Origin of the sequence: Variovorax sp. HJSM1_2, assembly GCF_049316285.1 — a bacterium.
GTDB lineage: Bacteria > Pseudomonadota > Gammaproteobacteria > Burkholderiales > Burkholderiaceae_C > Rhodoferax_B.
The window spans coordinates 38,214-62,047 of the sequence record NZ_JBMOXA010000027.1 but is presented as its reverse complement, the minus strand read 5'-3'; the positions used below and the strand labels follow the sequence as shown (position 1 = coordinate 62,047).

The following is a 23,834-nucleotide window of genomic DNA, read 5'->3' as shown; positions in this document are numbered from 1 at the left end:
ATGCCGGCGCTGATGGTGTTCGACCGCGCAGGCCGCATCCAGCGGGTCAGTGCGGGCTGGTCCGAGCTGTTCGGCTACTCGCAGGACGACACACCTTCGCCGCTGGACGCGGCGCTGTATGCCGACGCCGGGCAGGGCCTGCAAGGCTTCGTGGACCGGCTGGACCAATCCGGCGAGGTGGCGGACCATGAGGCGCGGCTGCTGCGCCGGGATGGGTCGACCTTCGTCGGCCGGTTGCAGTGTCTGGCGCTGAACACGGGCACCGACAGCGTGTTCAGCGTGGCGGTTGTCGACCTTTGCGCACAGCGCCGGCTGGCTGCCGCCGAGGAACAGGCGATGCTGCTGCAGAACCTGCACACCGGCATCGCCTACACCGCCGACGGCAAGCTGCTGCGCGCCAACCCGCGTTTCGCCGAGATGTTCGGCTTCGCCGACACCGAAGCCCTGGTCGGCCAGCCCATACTGGACCTTTATGCGGACGAATTCGAGCTGCAACGCTTCGACGCCGAGGTTGGCCGGGCTTTTGCCGCCAATATGGCCTTCAGCGGCGAGTGGAATGCGCGGCGCCAGGACAACAGCCGCTTCCAGGCTTATGCGCGTATCCGCGCCATCGATGTGGATGGCTATCAGCAGGGCCGCATCTGGATCATTGATGACGAATCGGATACGCGCCGTGCGCAGGAAGCCCGGCAGGACAACGAAACTTACAGCCGCATGCTGCAGGAATCGCATATCGCGATCTCCATCTATGACCCGGTCAAGGACTGCTATACCGACTGCAACAACGCGGCACGCAAGCTGTATGGCCTGGAGCGGCGCGAAGACCTGCTGGGGCGCAATGTGCTGGCGGTGTCGGCAGAGTACCAGGACGATGGCTTCAGCTCGGTGGAACGTCTGGCGGCCGGCCGGCGCAGACTCGCCAGCCGCGGCAACGAGATGCCCAACTTCGAATGGCGCCACCGCCGGCCCGACGGCACGGAATGGATAGCCGAGGTGCACAGCACGCCGTTTCGCTACCGCGGCGGGGTGTTGATCCAGTTCACCATCATCGACATCACCGAGGCCAAGGAAACGCGCCGGCAGGTGGACGAAATGACGGTGTTCTTGCAGACCATGATAGACCGCATCCCGAACGCGGTGTTCTACAAGGGCCCCGACACCCGTTTCCTGGGTTGCAACCAGGCCTACGAAGAATATTTCGGCGTGCCACGCGCACAGTTGATGGGGCGGCGCAGCGACGAGTTGGAGTTTCTTTCGCCGGAGCGGCGCACCACGCTGCAGGCCGAACATGAGCAGGTGCTGGCCCAGGGATCACACATGCAGCAGGAACTGCAGTTGCTGTTCGCCGACGGCCGTATGCACCATGTGTTGTCTTCGGTCAGCGGTTTCCGCAAGCCCGACGGCACGCCCGGCGGCCTGGTGGGGGTGCTGGTCGACATCGACCCGCTGAAGGCCGCCGAAGACGCGCTGCGCCTGGCGCACAAGGAGCAGGTGGCGATCTTCGAGACCGCGGGCGTGGGCATTGCGGTATTGCAGGACGGCATCATCCTGCGCTGCAACCGCAAGCTTGAAGAGATGTTTGGCTACGATGCCGGTGATCTGCAGGGCCAGCCGACCCGGCTCTGGTATGCCAGCGACGAAGATTACGAGAACTTCCGCCATGCCGCCAACGCACGCATAGGCCAGGGCCGCGACCACCGCAACGACAGGTTGCTGGTGCGCAAGGATGGCGGCTCTTTCTGGTGCCGCATGTCGGCCAGCTACATCGACCGCAATTCGACCCAGGGCAGCGTCTGGTTCATGGAAGACGTGACCATGGAGAGCGAAGCCGCCGAGGCGCTGCGTGAAGCCAAGCGTCTGGCCGAGGATTCGGCGCAGGCCAAGTCCATGTTCCTGGCCAATATGAGCCATGAGATCCGCACGCCGATGAACGCCATCATAGGCATGTCCTACCTGGCGCTGAAGACCGATCTGAACAAACGCCAGCGCAGTTATGTGGCCAACGTGCACAACGCCGGCACCGCACTTCTGGGCATCATCAACGACATCCTGGACTTCTCCAAGGTCGAGGCCGGCAAGCTGGACATCGAATCCGTGCCGTTCCGGCTCGACGAAGTGCTCGCCAACGTGTCGTCGCTGCTGGCGCAGAAATCCGCCGACAAAGGCCTGGAACTGCTGTTCGACACGGCACCGGAAGTGCCGCAATCGCTGCTTGGTGATCCCTTGCGGCTGGGCCAGATCATCACCAACCTGGTCAGCAACGCCGTCAAGTTCACCGAGCACGGCCAGATTCTGGTTGCAGTGCGCGAGGTGGAGCGCGCTGCCGATACGGTGACATTACACGTAGGTGTCAAGGACAGCGGCATAGGCATGACGGCCGAGCAGACCGCGCGCTTGTTCCAGGCCTTCTCCCAGGCCGATGGCTCGACTACGCGCAAATATGGTGGTACCGGCCTCGGTCTGACCATCAGCAAGCGGCTGGTGGAGCTGATGGGCGGCAGCATTGCGGTCGATTCAGCGCCAGGCGAAGGCAGCCTGTTCCATTTCAGCCTGCGTTTCGGCATAGGCGAGGCCTTGGCCGAGGCCCACCGCGAGGTGTTAGGGCCGTTCCAGGGCATGCGCGCGCTGGTGGTGGACGACAACGCATCGGCACGCGAGATCTTCGCGGCGCAACTGGCCGAGCTGGGCTTCGACGTCAGCGCCGTGGAATCCGGCGCACTCGCCATCGCGGCGGTGCAGCAGGCCAGCGTGGAGCAGCCCTTCGGCCTGATGCTGGTGGACTGGATGATGCCGGGCATGGACGGCATAGAGACCGTGCAGCACATCCGCCGCATCACGCAGGGCGCTGCCAGGCCGCCGCATATCGTGATGGCCACGGCCTACGGGCGCGACGACATCCGGAGCATGGCGGAAAAGGCCGGCATCAACGCCTTCATCGTCAAGCCAGTGAACCAGTCCATGCTGGTGGACACGCTGGTTGGCATGCTCGCGCCCGATTTCCGCGCCACGGCGGGGGCCGAGGCGGCCGAGCTTGATACCCAGCAACTGCAGGGGGTGCGGCTGCTGCTGGCCGAAGACAACGAGATCAACCAGCAGATCGCGGTGGAGCTGCTGCAGGGTGTTGGTGCGGTGGTGGAGATTGCCGCGAACGGCCGCGAAGCGGTCGACATGCTCGATGCCGGAAAGACTTACGACGCGGTGCTGATGGACCTGCAGATGCCCGTGATGGACGGCATGGCCGCCACCCGTTTGATCCGCGCAGACCAGCGCCACGACGCGATTCCCATCATCGCCATGACGGCCCATGCGATGGTCGAAGAACGTGAACGTTGCCTGGCCGCAGGCATGGTCGACCACATCACCAAACCCATCGATCCGCCGGCCATGTTCCAAACCCTGGCGCGCTGGGTGCGTGCCCGCCCTGAAAACGCGGCGCCTGCGCAAGCTTCTCCGGCCCCGGCGCAAGCCGTGGCGGATGCGCCGCCCGAGCTTTCCCTTCCCGACATGCCGGGCCTGGATGCCACACTGGGGTTGCAACGCGTCGCCGGCAATCGCAAGCTGTACCTGCAGTTGCTGCGCCAGTTCGCCGAGCGGCAGGCCGACGCCGGCGAACGCATCGCCGCGGCCCTGGCGGCCGGCGACCTCACCACGGCCGAGCGTACCGCGCATACCGTGCGCGGCGTGGCCGGCAACATCGGGCTTGTGGCCCTGCAGCAGGCGGCCGCGGACCTCGAACAGGCGTTGCACAGTGGTCGGGACGGCGCGGCCGAACGGCAAAGCTTCGATGTTGGGCTGGCACGGGTTGTGGCGGCCTTGCAACCGTTGCTGGCCGATGCCGCGCCGCCAGCCGTGACCGCAGCGGCCCCGGCCTCGATACACGAGGTCGCCAAGGCACAGGCCGCAGCCGCCCAACTGGCCCGGCTGCTGGCGGCCAGCGAAGGCGAAACCGCAGACCATCTGGCCCAACACCGTGCCGGCCTGCACCATCTGCTGGGTGAAGCCGCCGTGACCGAAATCGAAAGCGCCATCAACGACTACGACTTCGACGCCGCGCTGGAGACCCTGCAGGCGGCCGCAGCAGAGCACGGGGTCACCATAGAGGCGACACCATGAGAGGGTCGGCGGCGCCACCACGTGCGCGACCCCTGCTGGAGGATGTGGAAGAGCGCATCCTCTACGCGGCCGACCATCCGCTGGCCGCGGCGGCGGCGGTCGCCACGTTGGCGCAGCAGGAAACCGTCAGTGCCGAAGCCCAGTCCCCAACCAGTGCCGCGCAGAGCCCAGCAGTCGAGCTGGTGTTCATCGACGCGCGGGTACCCGATGCCGACACCCTGGTGCGCGACATCCAGGCCCAGGCCACAGCCGGCCGTGCCATTGAGGTCGTGCGCATAGGCGAAAACGAAGACGGCATCGCCGCCATCAGCGCAGCGCTGCAAGGGCGCAGCGAGGTTTCGGCCGTGCATCTGATTGCCCACGGCGGCGAAGGCAGTGTGCAACTCGGCAACACAACATTGGATCAGGATGCGCTGCTGCAGCGCGCCGAGGAAATCTCAGGCTGGGGCCGCCAGCTCGAAGCCGATGCCGATCTGCTGATCTACGGTTGCGACGTGGCGGCCGGGGCGGACGGCCGTGCGCTGGTGCAAAACCTGGCGCAACTGACCGGCGCCGATGTGGCCGCATCCGAAGACCTCACCGGCTTCAGCGGCCTGGGCGGCAACTGGACGCTGGAAATGCAGACCGGCCACATCGAGGCCCAGCTGGCCTTGGGCCTGCAGACCCAGGCGCAGTGGCAGGGCCTGCTGGCCACCTACACCGTGACCAGCACCGCCGACAGCGGCGCCGGCACGCTGCGCCAGGCCATCAGCGACGCCAATGCCAATGCCGGCGCCGACACCATCGTCTTCAACATCGCGGGCGCGGGCCTGCAGACCATCAACCTGAGCACGGCGCTGCCGACCATCACGGGCGCCCTGACCATCAACGGCTACACCCAGTCCGATGCCACGGCCAACAGCGCTGGCAGCGGCAGCAACGCCATCATCCGCATCGCCTTGAACGGCTCTGGTGCCGGCGCCGGTGCCAACGGCCTGAACTTCGGCAGCGGCAGCAGCGGCAGTGTGGTCAGTGGCCTGGCCATAGGTGGCTTCACCGGCGCCGGCATCCTGACCAGTGTGGGTGGGCTCACGGTCACCGGCAACTTCATCGGCACCGATGCGGCCGGCAGCACGGCGGCGGCCAACGCCATCGGCGTCTCGGTGGCCGGCACGGGCGCTACCACCATTGGCGGCAGCACGGCGGCGGCGCGCAACCTGATCGCTGGCAACACCAACAACGTGGTCTCCAGCGCCACCGGCACGCTGCTGGTGCAGGGCAACCTGATCGGCACCACGGCCGCCGGCACTGCTGCGCTGACCGCCAGCACCAGCAACGGCATCAGCGTCTCGGCCGGCACCGCCAACCAGATCGGTGGCGTCAACGCTGGCGAGGGCAACGTCATCATGGGCGGTGCCAAGGGTGTGGTCGTCACCACCGCCGGCACGGTGGCCAGCATCCTGGGCAATACGATTGCCGGCGTGTCCTCCATTGGCATCGACCTGGGCGACAACGGCAGCACGGCCAACGATGCCGGCGATCCCGACACCGGCGCCAACGCGCTGCAGAACTTCCCTGTGCTGACGGCGGCGCAGAGCAGCTCCAGCGGCACCGGCTACGTGGCCGTCCAGGGCACGCTGAACAGCACGGCCAACACCAGCTTCCGCATCGAGTTCTACGCCACGCCCTCTGGCACCGGCACGGCCGAGGGCCGCATCTACCTGGGCTATGTCCTGGTCACCACCAACGCCTCGGGCAACGCCACCATCGCGGCCACGCTGTCGGGCAACGCGGTGGCCACGGGTGCGCTGATCAGCGCCACGGCCACGCGCACCGGCACGGCCGCCACCGTCTTCTATGAAACCTCGGAGTTCTCGGCCTACCGCGCCACCACGGCGATGAACGAGCAGGTCGTGACCACCACGGCCGATTCCGGCGCCGGCTCGCTGCGCGCGGCCATCACCGCGGCCAACGCGGCCTCGGGCCCCACGCTGATCACGTTCAACATCAGCGGCAACGTGGTGCACACCATCACGCTGTCGACGCTGTTGCCCACCATCACCAAGCAGGTGGTCATAGACGGCACGACCGACACCGGCAGCGTGACGGCCAACGGCGGCCGGCCGGCCATCGTCATCAACGTGGGCGGCATCGCCGGCGACGGCTTGCGGCTGGACACGGGTTCGGGCGGATCCACCATACGCGGGCTGGTGATCCAGAACTACGCCTCGAACAACAGCGCCTCGGCCATCCGCATCATGGCGGGCTCCAGCGGCAACACCATCGTGGGCAACTACCTGGGCGCCATCGGCGCCGACGGCGAACAGGCGGCCGTGGCCTCGGGCGACGATGTGATCTGGATCCAGAGCAGCAACAACATCGTCGGCGGCAGCACGGCGGCCGACCGCAACGTGCTTGGCCTGGACGGCACGGCGGCGGGCTTCTACGCCATCCTGATCGAGTCCGGCAACGGCAACCAGATCCTGGGCAACTACGCGGGTGTGAACGCCAGCGGCACGACCGGCTTCACGGGCCTGCAGTCGGGCATCTGGGTCAACAGCGGCAGTTCCGCCAACACACGCATAGAGAACAACCTGATCTCCGGTGCCGGTGACGCCGGCATCGCCGTCAACACCGGTGGCGGCGGCACGCTGGTGCTGAACAACCGCATAGGCATCAACGCCGCGGGTACGGGCCTCATCAGCACCACCACGCCGGTCGGCATCATCGTCTACGCCACCGGCGCCGGCATGGTGATCAGCGGCAACTGGATCGGTAGCACCACCACGGCGGGCATCTCGCTGCAGACCGACGGCATCACGGTGCAGGGCAACCGCATAGGCACCGACCTGGCGGGAACGGCCAACTGGGGCGGCAAGCAGAGCGGTATCCGCGTGGCGGGCAGCAACAACCTGATCGGCGGCACGCTGGCGGGCCAAGGCAACATCATTGCCTTCTCGAACCAGCAGGGCACCACGGCCGATGCCATCAGTGTTTCCAGCGGCACCGGCAACGCCATCCTCGGCAACAGCATCTACAGCACGAACACCAACGCGGGATCGCTGGGCATCGACCTCGGAGCCAGCGGCGTCACGGCCAACGACGCGGGCGACGCCGACACCGGCGCCAACAACCTGCAGAACTTCCCTGTGCTGACCGTGGCACGTACCGACGGCGCGGGCAACTTCACGATCACGGGCACGATCAACAGCACGGCCAACACCTACATCCGCATCGAAGTTTTTTCCAATACCAGCAACACCGTCAGCGGCTATGGCGAGGGCCGCACGCTGCTGGGCTTCATCAACGTGCTGACCGATGCCTCGGGCAACGCAAGCTTCTCCACCACATTGAGCGCCACCGTGGCCGTCGGTGCCTACATCTCGGCCACGGCCACCAAGTCCGACAGCAGCTACGCCACGTTCAGTGATACCTCGGAATTCGCCAAGACCATCGTGGCCATCTCCACCACGCAGAACACGCTGGTGGTGGACACGGCCTCCGACACGGTGGATGGTGACACCACCAGCCTGTCCACGCTGCTGGCCAGCAAGGGCGCGGACGGCTTCATCTCGCTGCGCGAGGCGCTGCTGGCCATCAACGGCACGCCCGCCGGCAGCCTGCCCACGTTGGTGAACTTCAGCATTGCGGGCAGTGGCATCCACACCATTACGCTGGCATCGGCCCTGCCGGTCATCGACCGGCCCGTGGTCATAGACGGCACCACCGACACGGCCAGTGTGGCGGCCAACGGCGGCCGGCCGGCCATCGTGCTGAACGGCAACGGCGCTGCCATAGACGGCCTGGTGCTGGGCGCCAATGCCGACGGCAGCACCATCCGTGGCCTGGTGGTCACCAACCTGACGGGCAACGCCATCTGGGTCCAGGCGGGCTCGGACGGCAACACCATCGCCGGCAACTACATCGGCCGCGTAGGTGCCAACGGACTGAGCAACGCGCTCGCGGTCGGCAACGGCATCCGCGTCGAGGGGGCCAACAACACCATAGGCGGCAGCACGTCGGCCAATCGCAACATCCTGGCGGGCCTCAGTGGCAGCGCCATCCGCGTCAGCGGTGCCAGCGCCGCCAACAACGTGGTGCAGGGCAACTGGATCAACGTATTGCCCGACGGCGTGACCTCGGTGGCCAGCACGGGCGACGGCATCACCGCCTACAGCGGTGCGACCAATACGCGCATCGGTGGGCTGGGCGCCGGCGAGGGCAACTGGATCGTGCGCACGAGCTTGAGCGCCGCGGGTGGCGTGTCGTCCACCGGCACGCTGATCCAGGGCAACCGCATCGGCACCGACCTGGCCGGCACGAGCAACTGGGGCACGACGGCTGCGGGCGTGTATTTCTCCGGCACGTCCACCGGCTCCATGGTGCAAGGCAACACCATCGCCTTCAGTGGCGCCAACGGCGGCGTCCTGATCGACACCGGCGCCACGGGCGTGGCCCTGCTGCAGAACAGCATCTACAGCAGCGGGGGCCTGGGCATAGACCTGGGCTTCAACGGCGTGACGGCCAACGACACCGGCGACGCCGACAGCGGACCGAACAACCTGCAGAACTACCCGGTGCTGGCGGTGGCGAGCACGAACGGCGCGGGCAGCATCACGGTCATCGGTTCCATCAACAGCACGGCCAACAGCTTCTTTCGCATCGAGCTGTTCGCCAACACCAGCAACGACGCCAGCGGCTACGGCGAAGGCCAGACCTACCTGGGCTTCATCAATGTGAGCACCGACGCGAGCGGCAATGCCACGTTCTCGACCACGCTCAGCGCCACCGTGGCCGTCGGTGCCTACATTTCGGCCACGGCCACGCGCACCACCGACAACACCTACAGCAGCTTCACCGACACCTCGGAATTCGCCAAGAGCGTGGTCGCCATCTCCACCGTGCAGAACACGCTGGTGGTGGACACCGCCTCCGACACGGTGGACGGCGACACCACCAGCCTCTCCACCTTGCTGGCCAGCAAAGGGGCGGACGGCTTCATCTCGCTGCGCGAGGCGCTGCTGGCCATCAACGGCACGCCGGCCGGCAGTCTACCCACGTTGGTGAACTTCGCCATCGCCGGCACGGGCGTGCACACCATCACGTTGACCTCGGCACTGCCCACCATCGACCGACCGGTGGTGCTGAATGCCACCACGGACGACAGCTTCGCCGCCAACGGCAACCGCCCGGCCATCGTGCTCGACGGCAACAACGGCAGTTTCGACCTGCTGACCCTGGGCACCAATGCCGATGGCAGCACCATCCGCGGCTTCGTGTTCACCAACTCCCAGGCATCGGGTATCAATATCCAGGCCGGCTCCGATGGCAACACCGTCGCAGGCAACTACTTCGGCAAGGTCGGCGCCAGTGGCCTGGCCATCGCGACGACCTTGGGCTACGACGGCATCCTGGTTTCCGGTGCCAACAACACCATCGGCGGCACCACCGCAGCCGACCGCAACCTGCTGGCCGGCAGCGGCTCGGCCGCGATCGACCTCCAGGGCAGCAGCGCCCTCAACAACACGGTGCTGGGCAACTGGGTCGGCCTGTTGCCCGATGGCGCGACGACGGTGGACTCCTCCGGCGTCGGTATCCGCGTCGGGGCCAGCGCCCAGAACAACCGCATCGGCGGACTGGGTGCCGGCGAAGGCAACGTCGTCGTGCGGACCGCTCACTCCGGCATCGTGATCTCGGACGCAACCGGCACCGTGGTCCAGGGCAACCGCACCGGCACGAACCTGGCGGGCACGGCCACCTGGGGCATGGCAGAGTCCGGCATCTACATCACCGCGGGAGCTGCCAACAGCCTGGTGCAGGGCAATGTGGTGGCCTATAGCCAGAGCGAGGGCGGCATCGTGCTCTCCTCCTCGGCGGGCACCGGCAACAGCCTGCTGGGCAACAGCATCTACGGCAACACCGGCCTGGGCATCGACCTCAACGTCGATGGCGTAACGGCCAACGACACGGGCGACGCCGACAGCGGGCCGAACAACCTGCAGAACTTCCCGGTGCTGACGGTGGCGCGCACGAACGGGGCCGGCAACTTCGAGATCACGGGCACGATCAACAGCACGGCCAACAGCTACATCCGCATCGAGATCTTCGCCAACACGGCCAACGACAGCACGGGTTATGGCGAGGGCCAGACCTACCTGGGTTTCGTCAACGTGCTGACCGATGGCTCGGGCAACGCCACGTTCTCCACCACCTTGACCGCCACCGTGGCGGCCGGGGCTTTCATCTCGGCCACGGCTACCAAGTCCGTGGCCGGCTACGGCAGCTTCAGCGACACCTCGGAGTTCGCCAAGAGCCTCGTGGCGATCTCCAGCACGCAGGCCGTGCTGGTGGTGGACACGGCAGCCGACACGCTGGACGGCGACACCACCAGCATTTCCACGCTGCTGGCCAGCAAGGGTGCGGACGGCTTCATCTCGCTGCGCGAAGCCATCATCGCGATCAACAACACACCGGCCGGCAGCCTGCCCACGCTGGTGAACTTCAGCATCGCGGGCAACGCCGTGCACACCATCACGCTGGGCTCGGAGCTGCCCGCCATCACCAAGCCGGTGGTCATCGACGGCACGACCGACACGGCCAGCTACACGGCGAACGGCAACCGTCCGGCCATCGTGCTGCAGGGCAACGGCAGCGGCAGCAACTGGGTCGGCCTGAACTTCGCCAGCGGCAGTGGCGGCAGCACGGTACGTGGCCTCGTCATCCGGGGCTTCGACTACGCCATCCGACTGCAGTCCGGCTCCAGCGGCAACACCATCGTCGGCAACTACATCGGCCCCTTGCAGGCCGATGGCAGCTACACCAGCGCCGCCAGTGCCCAGACCACCTGGGGCATTTCGGTGGAAAGTGCGAACAACACCATTGGCGGCACGACGACGGCAGACCGCAACGTGATCACGGGCATGCTGGGCTCGGGCGCTGGTGTGGTGCTGCAGGGAGCAGGGGCCACCGGCAACCGCGTCATAGGCAACTACCTGGGCACCAATGCCAGCGGCACGCCGCAGGGCGTGGGCTCCGAAGGGGTGTACATCCGCAGCGGCGCGCAGAACAACCAGATCGGTGGCACGGCGGCGGGTGAAGGCAACCTCATTGCCGGATCATCCGCGGCGGGCGTCGCCATCGTCACTGGCGCGGGTGCCGGCAATGCCATCCTGGGCAACAGCATCTACTCGAACGGTGGCCTGGGCATAGACCTGGCGGGCGGTGGTGTCACGGCCAACGATACCGGTGATGCCGACACCGGCCCCAACAACCGGCAGAACTTTCCGGTGGTCGCGTCCGTCAGCCTGGCCAGCAACCAGTTCACGGTCACCGGCAGCCTGAACAGCGAGGCCAACAAGACCTACCGCATCGAATTCTTTGGCATCCCCTACGGCAGCACCGACGGTTCGGGCAACGGCGAAGGTAATGTCTATCTGGGCTTCGTCGAGGTCACGACCGACGCCAGCGGCAATGCCAGCATCAGCACCACGCTGGCGGCCTCGGGGCTGACGTATGGCGCCTGGATCTCTGCCACGGCCACAGAGAAGATCGGTGCCAGCAACTACGGCTCGACCTCGGAGTTCTCGGCCAATGTGCAGGCCGCCAACACGGCGCCGGTGCTGACGGTGGCGGCCAGTGCGGCCACCACCGAAAACGCTGCGGCCGTGGCGCTGGCGCCTGGCGCCACGGCGGTGGACAGCGAACTGGCCGCCAGCGGCAATTACGCCGGTGCCACGCTCACGCTGCTGCGCAACGGCGGCGCCAACGCGCAGGACCTGTTCGCGGCCACGGGGGGCTCGCTTGCGGCGCTGACGCAGGGTGGCAACCTGGTCTACGGCGGCACGACGGTCGGCACCGTCACCACCAACAGCGGCGGCACCCTGGTGCTGAGCTTCAACAGCAATGCCACACAGACGCTGGTCAACAACGTGCTGCGTGCCATAGGCTACGCCAACAGCAGCGACGACCCGCCGGCCTCGGTGCTGCTGTCCTGGTCGTTCAGCGACGGCAACACCGGCGCCCAGGGCGGCGGCGGTGCGCTCGCCAGCTCGGGCAGCACCACCGTCAACATCAGCGCCGTGAACGATGCGCCGGTGCTCACGACCTCGGGCACGACGCTGGCCTACACCGAGAACGCGGCGGCCACGGCCATAGACATGGGCCTGGCCGTCAGCGACGTGGACAACACCAGCCTGGCCGGCGCCACGGTGACGATCAGCGCCAACTATGCCAACGGCCAGGATGTGCTGGCCTTCGTGGATCAGAACGGCATCACCGGCAACTGGAACGCCACCACCGGTGTGCTGACGCTTTCGGGCGCGGCCTCGGTAGCCAACTACCAGGCGGCGCTGCGCAGCGTCAGCTACGTCAACACCAGTGACAACCCGAGCACGGCCACGCGCACTGTGTCGTTCACGGTCAACGACGGTGTTGCCAACAGCACGGCCGCCACGCGCAATATCGCTGTCACGGCGGTGAACGATGCGCCCGTGGTGACCACCACCGGCAGCACCCTGGGCTACACCGAGAATGCCGCCGCCACGGCCATTGATGCCGGTGTCAGCGTCAGCGATGTGGACAACACCAACCTGAGCGGCGCCACGGTGAGCATCAGCGTCAACTACGTCAACGGTGAGGACGTGCTGGCCTTCACCAATGCCAACGGCATCACGGGCAGCTGGAATGCCACCACCGGCGTGCTGACGCTCAGCGGAAGCGCCACGGTCGCCAACTACCAGGCCGCGCTGCGCAGCGTCAGCTACGTCAATACCAGCGAAAACCCGAGCACGGCCACGCGCACCGTGTCGTTCTCGGCAAGCGACGGTTCGGCCACCAGCGCTGTGGCGACGCGCGACATCTCCGTGACCGCAGTGAACGACGTGCCGGTGGTGAGCACGACAGTAAGCGCGCTTGCGATCACCGAGAACGACGCCGCCACAGCCATCGATGCCGCTGTCAGCGTCAGCGATGTGGACAACACCAATCTGAGTGGCGCCACGGTGAGCATCAGCGCAAACTACGTCAACGGCCAGGATGTGCTGGCCTTTACCAACGCCAACGGCATTACCGGCAGTTGGGACGCCGCCACCGGTGTGCTCACACTTTCGGGCAGCGCCTCGGTAGCCAACTACCAGGCGGCGCTGCGCAGCATCAGCTACGTCAACACCAGTGACAACCCGAGCACGGCCACGCGCACTGTGTCCTTCACGGTCAACGACGGTGTTGCCAACAGCCTGGCCGCCACGCGCAATATCGCTGTCACGGCGGTGAACGATGCGCCCGTTGTGGCGACGACGGGGAGCACCCTGGCCACCACCGAGAATGCCGCCGCCACGGCCATTGATGCCGGTGTCAGCGTCAGCGATGTGGACAACACCAACCTGAGCGGCGCCACGGTGAGCATCAGTGCCAACTACGTCAACGGTGAGGACGTGTTGGCCTTCACCAATGCCAACGGCATCACGGGCAGCTGGAACGCCACCACCGGCGTGCTGACGCTCAGCGGCAGCGCCACGGTCGCCAACTACCAGGCCGCGCTGCGCAGCGTCAGCTACGTCAATACCAGCGAAAACCCGAGTACGGCCACGCGCACCGTGTCGTTCTCGGCAAGTGACGGTTCGGCCACCAGCGCGGTGGCGACGCGCGACATCGCGGTGACAGCGGTGAACGACGCGCCCGTGGTGACGGCCACGGGCAGTGCACTGGCCTATACCGAAAACACTGCGGCCACGGCCGTGGATGCGGGCGTGGCGGTCCACGACGCCGACAGCACCAACCTGACGGGAGCCTCGGTCAGCATCAGCGCCAACTACGTCAACGGCGAGGATGTGCTGGCCTTTACCAATGCCAACGGCATCAGCGGCAGTTGGGATGCGGCCACCGGCGTGTTGACGCTCACGGGCAGCGCCAGCGTGGCCAACTACCAACTGGCGCTGCGCAGCATCACTTACGTCAACACCAGCGACAACCCGAGCACGGCCACGCGCACTGTGTCCTTCGTGGTCAACGACGGTGTTGCCAACAGCACGGCCGCCACGCGCAGCATCGCCGTCACGGCCGTCAACGACGCGCCCGTTGTGGCGACGACGGGGAGCACCCTGGCCACCACCGAGAATGCGGCCGCCACAGCCATCGATGCTGGCCTCGTGGTCAGCGATGCGGATCACACCAGCCTGGCCAGTGCGACCATCATGATCAGCGGCAACTACGTGAACGGCCAGGACGTGCTGGCCTTCGTGGACCAGAACGGTATCACCGGCAACTGGGATGCCGCCACCGGCGTGCTGACGCTTTCGGGTAGCGCCAGTGTGGCCAACTACCAGGCGGCGCTGCGCAGCGTGAGTTATGTCAACACCAGCGACAACCCGAGCACGGCCACGCGCACTGTGTCCTTCACGGTCAACGATGGCACGCTCAACAGCGCTGTCGTCACGCGCAACATCGCCGTGACTGCATTGAACGACGCGCCGGTGCTCACGACCACGGGCAGCACGCTCGCCATTACCGAGAACGCCGCAGCCACGGTCGTGGACGGCGGCTTGACGGTCAGCGACGCCGACAACACCAACCTGACGGGCGCCACGGTGGCCATCAGCGCGAACTACGTCAACGGCGAGGACCAACTGGCCTTCACCAATGCCAACGGCATCACCGGCAGTTGGAACGCCACCACCGGCGTGCTTACGCTCACGGGCAGCGCCACGCTGGCTGATTATCAGGCCGCGCTGCGCAGCATCACGTACGTCAACACCAGCGACAACCCCAGCACGGCCACGCGCAGCGTGTCCTTCACGGTCAACGATGGCACGGTCAACAGCGCTGCCGCCACACGCAACATCGCCATCACCGCCGTGAACGATGCACCGGTGGTGAGCGCGACCGGCAGCACGCTCAGCTACACCGAAAACGCGGCGGCGACGCCCATAGATGCCGGGCTGACGCTAGGCGACGTGGACAACGCCCTGCTTGTCGGTGCCACGGTGAGCCTCAGCGCCAACTACGTCAACGGCGAAGACCAATTGGCCTTCACCAACGCCAACGGCATCACCGGCAACTGGGATGCCGCCACCGGCGTGCTCACGCTCACGGGCAGCGCCAGTGTGGCCGACTACCAGACGGCGCTGCGTAGCGTGAGTTATGTCAACACCAGCGACAACCCCAGCACGGCCACGCGCAGCGTGTCCTTCACGGTCAACGATGGCACGCTCAACAGCGCTGTTGCCACACGCAACATCGCCATCACCGCCGTGAACGATGCACCAGTGCTCACCCCGACCGGCAGCACGCTCAACTACACCGAAAACGCGGCGGCGACGCCCGTAGATGCCGGCCTGACGCTGGGCGACGTGGACAACAGCCTGCTTGTCGGCGCCACGGTGAGCCTCAGCGCCAACTACGCCAACGGTCAGGACGTGCTGGCCTTCATCAACGCCAATGGCATCACCGGCAGTTGGGATGCGGCCACCGGCATACTGAGCTTGAGCGGAACGGCCACGCTGGCCGATTACCAGGCCGCGCTGCGCAGCGTGACCTACAGCAACACCAGCGACAACCCGAGCACGGCCACGCGCACCGTGTCCTTCGTGGTCAGCGATGGCACGGCCAACAGCCTGGCCGCCATACGCAGCCTGGCCGTGGCGGCGGTCAACGATGCACCGGTGCTCACGACCACGGGCAGTGCACTGGCCTATACCGAGAGCACGCCGGCCACGCCCATGGACCCGGGACTCACAATTGCGGACGTGGACAACAGCACCCTGACAGGCGCAACCATCAGCATCAGCGGCAACTACGTGAACGGCGAGGACGTGTTGGCCTTCACCAATGCCAACGGCATCAGCGGCAGTTGGGATGTGGCCACCGGTGTGTTAACGCTCACGGGCAGCGCCAGCGTGACCAACTACCAGGCCGCGCTGCGCAGCGTGACCTACATCAACACCAGCGATAACCCGAGCACGGCCACGCGCAGCGTGTCCTTCGTGGTCAACGACGGTGTTGCCAACAGCACGGCTGCCACGCGCAATATTGCGCTCACGGCGGTCAACGACGCACCGGTGGTCACAACCACCGGCACCCTGCTGGCCTACACCGAGAACGATCCCGCCACCGCCGTCGATCCAGGCCTGGTCGTCAGCGATGTAGACAGCCCCGTGCTGGCCGGTGCCAGCATTGCCATCACCGCCAACTACGACAGCGCCCACGACATGCTGGGCTTCACCGATGGCAACGGCATCACCGGCAGTTGGGACGGCACCACCGGCGTGATGACCCTGTCCGGCACGGCCACGGTAGCGGACTACCAGGCCGCACTGCGCAGCGTGGTCTACCTGTACACCGACACCAGCGGCAATTCCGGCACGGTCACGCGCACGGTCACGTTCACGGTGAGCGATGGCACGGCCACCAGCCTGCCGGCCGCGCGCAACCTGGGCGTCACATCGGTGAACAACGCGCCGGACCTGGTCAGCACGGGCACAGCGCTCGGCTACACGGAGAACGCGGCCGCCATGCCCATAGACACCGGCCTGACGGTGAGCGACGTGGACAACACCACGCTGACCGGGGCCAGTGTGGCGATCAGCGTCAATTACGCCAACGGCCAGGACCTGCTGGCCTTCACCGATAGCCTGGGCATCACGGGCAGTTGGAACGCCGCCACCGGGGTGTTGACGCTTTCGGGCAATGCCTCGCTCGCCGCCTACCAGGCCGCGCTGCGCAGCGTGAGCTACATCAACACCAGCGACAACCCCAGCACGGCCACACGCACCGTGTCCTTCACTGCCAGCGATGGCACGGATACCAGCCTGGCCGCCACGCGCGACATCGTGCTCAGCGCCGTCAATGACGCAGCACAGCTCACGGCGACCGGCACGGCGCTGGGTTATGCCGAGAACGCTGGGGCAGCGGCCATAGACCCGGGCCTGGTCGTCAGCGACGTGGACAACACCACGCTGACCGGGGCCAGGGTTGCGATCAGCGTCAATTACGCCAACGGCCAGGATGTGCTGGCCTTTGTGGACCAGAACGGCATCACGGGCAGCTGGGACGCGGCGACCGGCGTGCTGACGCTTTCGGGCACGGCCTCGGTGGCCGACTACCAGGCGGCGCTGCGCAGCATCAGCTACGTCAACAGCAGCGACAACCCGAGCACGGCCACGCGCACCGTCGCGTTCACGGTCAACGACGGTTCCCTCGACAGCCTGGCCGTCACACGCGACATCGCGATCACGACCGTGAACGATGCGCCGGTGGTGGCCACGACCGGCAGCGCGCTCGCCATCACCGAGAATGACGCAGCCACGGCCATCGATCCGGGCGTGGCGGTCAGCGACGCCGACAACACCACGCTCAGCGGCGCCACCGTTCACATCAGTACCAACTACGTGAACGGCGAAGACCTGCTGGCCTTCAGCAACGCCAACGGCATCACTGGCAGCTGGGATGCGGCCAGCGGAACGCTGACTTTGAGCGGCACGGCCACGGTGGCCGACTACCAGGCCGCGCTGCGCAGCCTGAGCTATATCAACACCAGCGACAACCCCAGCACCGCCACGCGCACCGTGGTCTTCACGGTCAGCGACGGGGTGCTGAGCAGCCTGGCGGCCACGCGCGACATCACCATCACGGCCATCAACGATGCACCTGTGGTCACGACCAGCGGCACAGCGCAGGCTTACACCGAGAACGCCGCCGCCGTGCTCATCGATACGGGTGTCACGGTGGGCGATGTGGACAACAGCATACTCAGTGGCGCCACGATCACCATCACCGGCAACTACGCCAACGGTGAGGACGTGCTGGCCTTCGTGAACGCCAACGGCATCACGGGCAGCTGGGACGCGGCCACCGGCGTGCTGACGCTCACGGGCAACGCCAGCGTGGCCAACTACCAGGCCGCGCTGCGCAGCGTGACCTACACCAACACCAGCGACAAGCCCAGCACGGCGACGCGCAGCGTGTCCTTTGTGGTCAGCGACGGTGCCGCCAACAGCACGGTTGCCACACGCAGCATTGCGGTCACGGCGGTGAACGACCCACCCGTCGTCAGCACCGGCGGCGCTGCACTGGCCTACACCGAGAACGACGCCACCACGCCTGTCGCCCCCGGGCTGGGCCTCAGCGATGCCGACGACACGCTGTTGACAGGTGCCACGGTCAGCATCAGCGCGAACTACGCGATCGGCCAGGACGTGCTGGCCTTCACCAATGCCAACGGCATCAGCGGCAACTGGAATGCCGCCACCGGTGTGCTCACCCTCACGGGCAGTGCCAGCGTGGCCGACTACCAGGCCGCACTGCGCAGCGTGAGTTATGTCAACACCAGTGATGACCCCGGTACAGCCACACGCACGCTCAGCTTCGTGGTCAACGATGGCCAGGCGGACAGCATCGCCGCCACGCGCGACATCGCCATCACCGGCGTCAACGATGCGCCCGTGGTCAGCACCAGCGGCACGGTGCTGGCTTATGCCGAGAACGCCAACCCCACACCTATAGACCCCGGCCTGACCGTCGCCGACGCGGACAACAACAATCTCAGCGGCGCCACGGTCACCATCAGTGTGAATTACGCCAACGGCCAGGATGTGCTGGCCTTCACCAATGCCAATGGCATCACCGGTAGCTGGGATGCCGCCAGCGGCGTGTTGACCCTCTCCGGCAACGCCACGGTGGCGGCTTATCAGGCGGCGCTGCGCAGCGTCACCTATGCCAACACCAGCGACAACCCGAGCACGGCCATACGCACGCTGTCTTTCAGCGTTAGCGACGGCAGCGCAAGCAGCGCTGCCGCTACACGCAACCTGAGCGTCACCTCGGTCAGCGATGCACCCATGGGCGCAGACAACACGGTGACCACGCTGGAAGACACACCCTACACCTTCACGCTGGCGGACTTCGGCTTCAGCGACCTGGACGGCGGTGTACTGCAAGCCGTGCGCCTTAGCGCGCTGCCCGGCGTGGGCAGCCTGAGCCTGAACGGTGTGGCCGTCAGCGCGGGCCAGATGGTGGCCGTGGCCGACATCGTGGCCGGCAAGCTGGTCTTCACGCCGGCAGCCAACGCCAATGGTCCGGGCTACACAAGTTTCAGCTTCCAGGTGCAGGACGACGGCGGCACGGCCAACGGCGGCGCTGACACCGATCCCACACCACGCACCATGACCATTGCCGTCACGCCCGTGAACGACGGCCCGGTGATCACCAGCAACGGCGGCGGCGCCACGGCGGCGGTCGCTATGGACGAGAACCACACGGCCGTGACCACGGTGCTGGCCAGCGACATCGACGGCCCCGCGCTCAGCTACAGCATCAGCGGCGGCGCCGATGCCGCGCTGTTCAGCATAGACAGCACAACGGGCGCGCTGCGCTTTATCGCGGCGCCCAACTACGAGGCAGCGGCCAGCGCCGGCGGCAACAACATCTACCAGGTGGTGGTGCAGGCCAGCGACGGCCTGGCCAGCGCCACGCAGACCATCACGGTCACGGTGCTGGATGTGAACGAGTTCGCCGTTGGCGCACCGGCCGACACTGACGCCGCAGCCAATACGGTGGCGGAAAACGCGGCCACCGGCACCCTGGTCGGCATCACGGCCCATGCGGCGGACCTGGACGGCACGGCCACGGTCAGCTACAGCCTGAGCAATGACGCCGGCGGGCGCTTCACCATCGACGCCGTGACCGGCGTGGTCACGGTGGCCAACGGCAGCTTATTGGACTACGAGGGCGCGGCCAACCACACCATCACGGTGCGGGCCACCTCTTCGGACGGTTCCAGCGCCAGCACCAGCTTCACGGTGCACCTGGGCGATGTGAACGAGGCACCGCTTGGCGCGATCGCCGACGTGAACCCTGCCGCCAACCAGGTACCCGAGAACGCCGCCACCGGCACGCCGGTCGGCATCACGGCGCAGGCGGTGGATACGGACGGCACGGCCACGGTCAGCTATACGCTGAGCAACGACGCTGGTGGGCGCTTCAGCATAGACCCGGCCACAGGTGTGGTCACGGTGGCCGACGGCAGCCTGCTCGACTACGAGGGTCAGGCCCAGTACCAGATTACGGTGCTGGCAACCTCTTCGGACGGCAGCAGCTCCACGCTCAGCTTCACCGTCCAGCTGGCGGATGTGAACGAGGCCCCTGTGGGCGCCGTGAGCGACGTGGACCCGGCCGCCGACAGCTTGCCCGAGAACGCCACGACCGGCACGCTGGTCGGCATCACGGCGCACGCCAGCGACCCGGACGGCACGGCCACGGTCAGCTACAGCCTGAGCAACGATGCTGGCGGGCGCTTCAGCATCGATGCCGTCACTGGCGTGGTCACGGTGGCCAACGGCAGCCTGCTGGACTTTGAAGCCGCCACCAGCCACCAGATCACGGTGCTGGCCACCTCGTCCGACGGTTCTGTCTCCAGTGCCAGCTTCATCATCGCGCTGACCAACGTGAATGAGGCCGTGATCTCGCCCGTGGTCGACACCGATGCGGCGCCCAACCGCCTGCCCGAGAACGCTGCCACCGGCACGGCCGTGGGCATTACCGCCTTCGCGCGCGACCCCGATGCCGGCGCCACCGTCAGCTACACGCTGCTCGAAAACGCCGGCGGCCGCTTCACCATCGACGCCACCACGGGTGTGGTCACGGTGGCCGACGGCAGCCTGTTGAACTACGAAGCCGCCATCACACACGGCATCGTGGTGCGCGCCACGAGTTCGGACGGTTCCACCACCGATACGGCCTTTGTGGTGCAACTGAGCGACGTGAACGAAGCCCCGGTGGGCGCCGTGAGCGACGTCGACCCGGCCGCCGACAGCTTGCCCGAGAACGCCACGACCGGCACGCTGGTCGGCATCACGGCCCAGGCTATCGACCCGGACGGCACGGCCACGGTCAGCTACAGCCTGAGCGACAACGCCGGCGGACGCTTTACCATCGACGCCGTCACCGGTGTGGTCAGCGTGGCCGACGGCAGCCTGCTGGACAACCAGGCCGCCGCCACCTACGGCATCGTGGTGCGCGCCACGAGTTCGGATGGCTCCACCAGCGATACGGCCTTTGTGGTGCAACTAAGCCAACTGAACCAGGCACCGCTGGGCGCTGTCGGCGATGCGGACCCCGCCGCCAACCTGGTGCCCGCAGGCGCGGGCAGCGGCAGCACGATCGGCATCACTGCGCATGCCGTGAGCCCGGACGGCACGGTCGGCGTGCGCTACAGCCTGAGCGACAACGCCGGCGGCCGCTTTGCCATTGATGCGCTCACCGGTGTGGTGACGGTGGCCAACAGCGCACTGATGGCCAGCGACCCGCCCGGCACGTTCTACAACATCATGGTGCAGGCTGCAAGCAGCGATGGCGCTACACGCAGCGCCGTCTTTTCGGTCCAGTTGCCCGCACGCGAGCTGACGACGCCGGGGCCGGTGCTCACCGAGCCTGGCGACCTACCCATCGTGTTCGGCGTGCCGGCTCCTGTTGTGCTGACCGGGGCCACTGCTAGCTTCGCCACTGCGGTTCCCAACCTCGCGATGGACCTGTCCGATGGTGCAATAGCTGCACGGCCTAGCCTGGATGTCGGCAGCCAGTCCGACCCGACGGCGCCTGCACTGGACATGGGGTCACACGGTCCTTTGCTGCCTTACGAAGTCAGCCCTCAGCGCCTGTTGCCGTCTGCCTTCGTTTCCGGTCTGTCGGAGCGTCGTGGCCTGGTGTTGTCGCAGTTCGACGACCTGACGGAAGAGTTCGAGCGCCTGCGGTTTGCACAAGGCGCTGTGCGTCGCATGGACGACCTGCCGGTGCAGCTGGACAGCGTCAGAAGCGGCGTGGAGTTGCCGGTCGGCGAGTCCATGGACGTGGTCTGGATAGGCAGCATGGCGCTGTCACTCGGTATTGCGATCTGGGCCGCGCGTGGCAGCTCCTTGCTGACCAGCATGCTGGCCACCACACCCGCCTGGCAGAACTTCGATCCGGTGCCGGTATTGCGCAACCCAAAAGCCGACCGGGGCCCCGCCGGCCGGCAACGCCACGACGACCCGCGCCGCCGGACGGCCGAAGACAGCATGGCGGCGGTGGAAACAGCAGGAGCGGAGATGGCGCAGGCAGAGCATGACGGCATGGCATCGGGCACGAACCAGGAGTCCAAATGAAACGCTGGTTGCAAAGCCTGCTGAGCCCCTCGGTGCGTGTTGCGTTGGGCCTGGTGTCGTTGATGATCACGCTGGTGCTGATCGCCGAAGTGTTCACGGCTTATCCGCCGGATCGCACGGACTCGGCGCGCCATTACCGCTCGCAGGTGGCGCGCATCGTCGGCGGCGAAGTGGTGCTGGCGCTGCGCGCCGGCGTCGATGCGCTGCCTTCGCCGGATTCTGCGTTGCAGCAGGTGCTGAAAGATGCGCAGCGGCGCGAGCCCCAACTGCTGTCCGCGCGTGTCATTGGTGCCGACAAGCAGATCCTGGCGCAGCTCGGTGAGCACACCCGGGGCTGGCGGTTGGCGCCCGGAGATTTGTCGACCACAGACAATATCCGCGTGCCGCTGATCTCCAACGGCAATGCCTGGGGCGAGGTGCAACTGGTTTTCAAACCGGCCTTGCCCGGCACGATGGGCGAATGGCTGCGGGATCCGCTGGCGCGGTGGATGCTGTTCGTCGCGGGTGTCGGCTTTGTGGCGTTTTCGCTGTACCTGCGGCGCGTCTTGCGGCACCTCGATCCAAACGCTGCCGTGCCGGAGCGTGTGCGCAACGCTTTCGACACACTGACCGAAGGTGTGCTGGTGCTCGATCTGTCGGGGCGCATCATGCTCGCCAACCGTGCCTTCTGCGAATTGCACAACGAACAACCCGAAGCACTCACCGGTGTCGACGTGGCCAAACTCTCCTGGCTGCTGGCCACTTTGCCAGCCGACACCAAGGCGCTGCCGTGGCGGCAGGCCGTGCAGGACAACCGCGCCGTCCTGGGGGTGCCCTTAAAGCTGGAAGCGCCCGGTGTGCCGCGCCGTGAACTGGTGATGAACTGCGCGCCCATCACCGAAGGGGGCAAACAGGTGCGCGGCTGCCTGGCCACGTTCTCCGACGTGACCGAACTGCAGGAACGCACCGAGCGGCTGCAGGTTGCTTTGGGTGCGCTGAGTGCCTCGCAGCGCGAGATCGAACGCCAGAATGAAGAACTGACACTGCTGGCCACCCGCGACGCATTGACCGGTATCTTCAACCGCCGTTCGCTGATGCAGCAGGCGGAACAACGTTTTGCCGAAGCCAAGGCGGCGGGCCTGCCGATCAGCTGCATCATGTGTGACATCGACCACTTCAAGCAGGTGAATGACAAATACGGCCACGCTGGCGGCGACCAGGTGATACAGGGGGCGGCGAAGGCGCTGTCGCGCGGCTTGCGGCTAGGCGATTTTGTCGGGCGTTACGGCGGCGAGGAGTTCTGCATCATGCTGCCGGGCGGCACGGCTGCGCAGGCCAGCGAGATTGCCGAACGGCTGCGCGAGGACGTGGAAAGCAATCTGGGCGCGTCACTGCGCGACCACGTTGGTGTGCGCGTCACGATGAGTTTTGGTGTGGCCGAGATCGGGCCACACGTAGCCGATCCGGCCACACTGATTGACCTGGCGGACCAGGCGCTCTACCACGCCAAGAAGAATGGCCGTAACCGCGTCACGACCTGGTCGCCTTCTGAAGCGACGCCAGCATAGGCCAGCGCTTACTGCGACCCAAGGGATTGCGAAAGTCATTGCTTGACTATCCCGGTGACGCGTG

The 23,834-nt window shown here is 66.6% G+C and carries 3 protein-coding genes; all 3 read left to right on the top strand.

From position 1 onward, the window contains the following. From ACFQ95_RS21660 to ACFQ95_RS21650, 3 genes are read left to right on the top strand one after another with little or no spacing between them, the layout of a single operon-like run. Complete coding sequence (locus ACFQ95_RS21660) at positions 1–4,113, top strand: PAS domain S-box protein (protein WP_422834364.1); 4,113 nt, start codon at positions 1–3, stop codon at positions 4,111–4,113. Then, entirely contained in the window at positions 4,110–22,223 is an 18,114-nt protein-coding gene (locus ACFQ95_RS21655; protein ID WP_422834362.1) for a cadherin domain-containing protein, read from the top strand. The genes ACFQ95_RS21660 and ACFQ95_RS21655 overlap by 4 nt, the downstream gene beginning before the upstream one ends. Then, positions 22,220–23,770, top strand: coding sequence for a diguanylate cyclase (locus ACFQ95_RS21650; RefSeq protein ID WP_422834360.1), 1,551 nt, complete (start codon positions 22,220–22,222; stop codon positions 23,768–23,770). The genes ACFQ95_RS21655 and ACFQ95_RS21650 overlap by 4 nt, the downstream gene beginning before the upstream one ends. Positions 23,771–23,834 lie beyond the last annotated feature (64 nt).

Bases quoted from the DNA above. Each gene is read 5' to 3' on its own strand.
- ACFQ95_RS21655 (WP_422834362.1), top strand. From the start codon at position 4,110: ATGAGAGGGTCGGCGGCGCCACCACGTGCGCGACCCCTGCTGGAGGAT.
- ACFQ95_RS21650 (WP_422834360.1), top strand. From the start codon at position 22,220: ATGAAACGCTGGTTGCAAAGCCTGCTGAGCCCCTCGGTGCGTGTTGCG.
- ACFQ95_RS21660 (WP_422834364.1), top strand. From the start codon at position 1: ATGCCGGCGCTGATGGTGTTCGACCGCGCAGGCCGCATCCAGCGGGTC.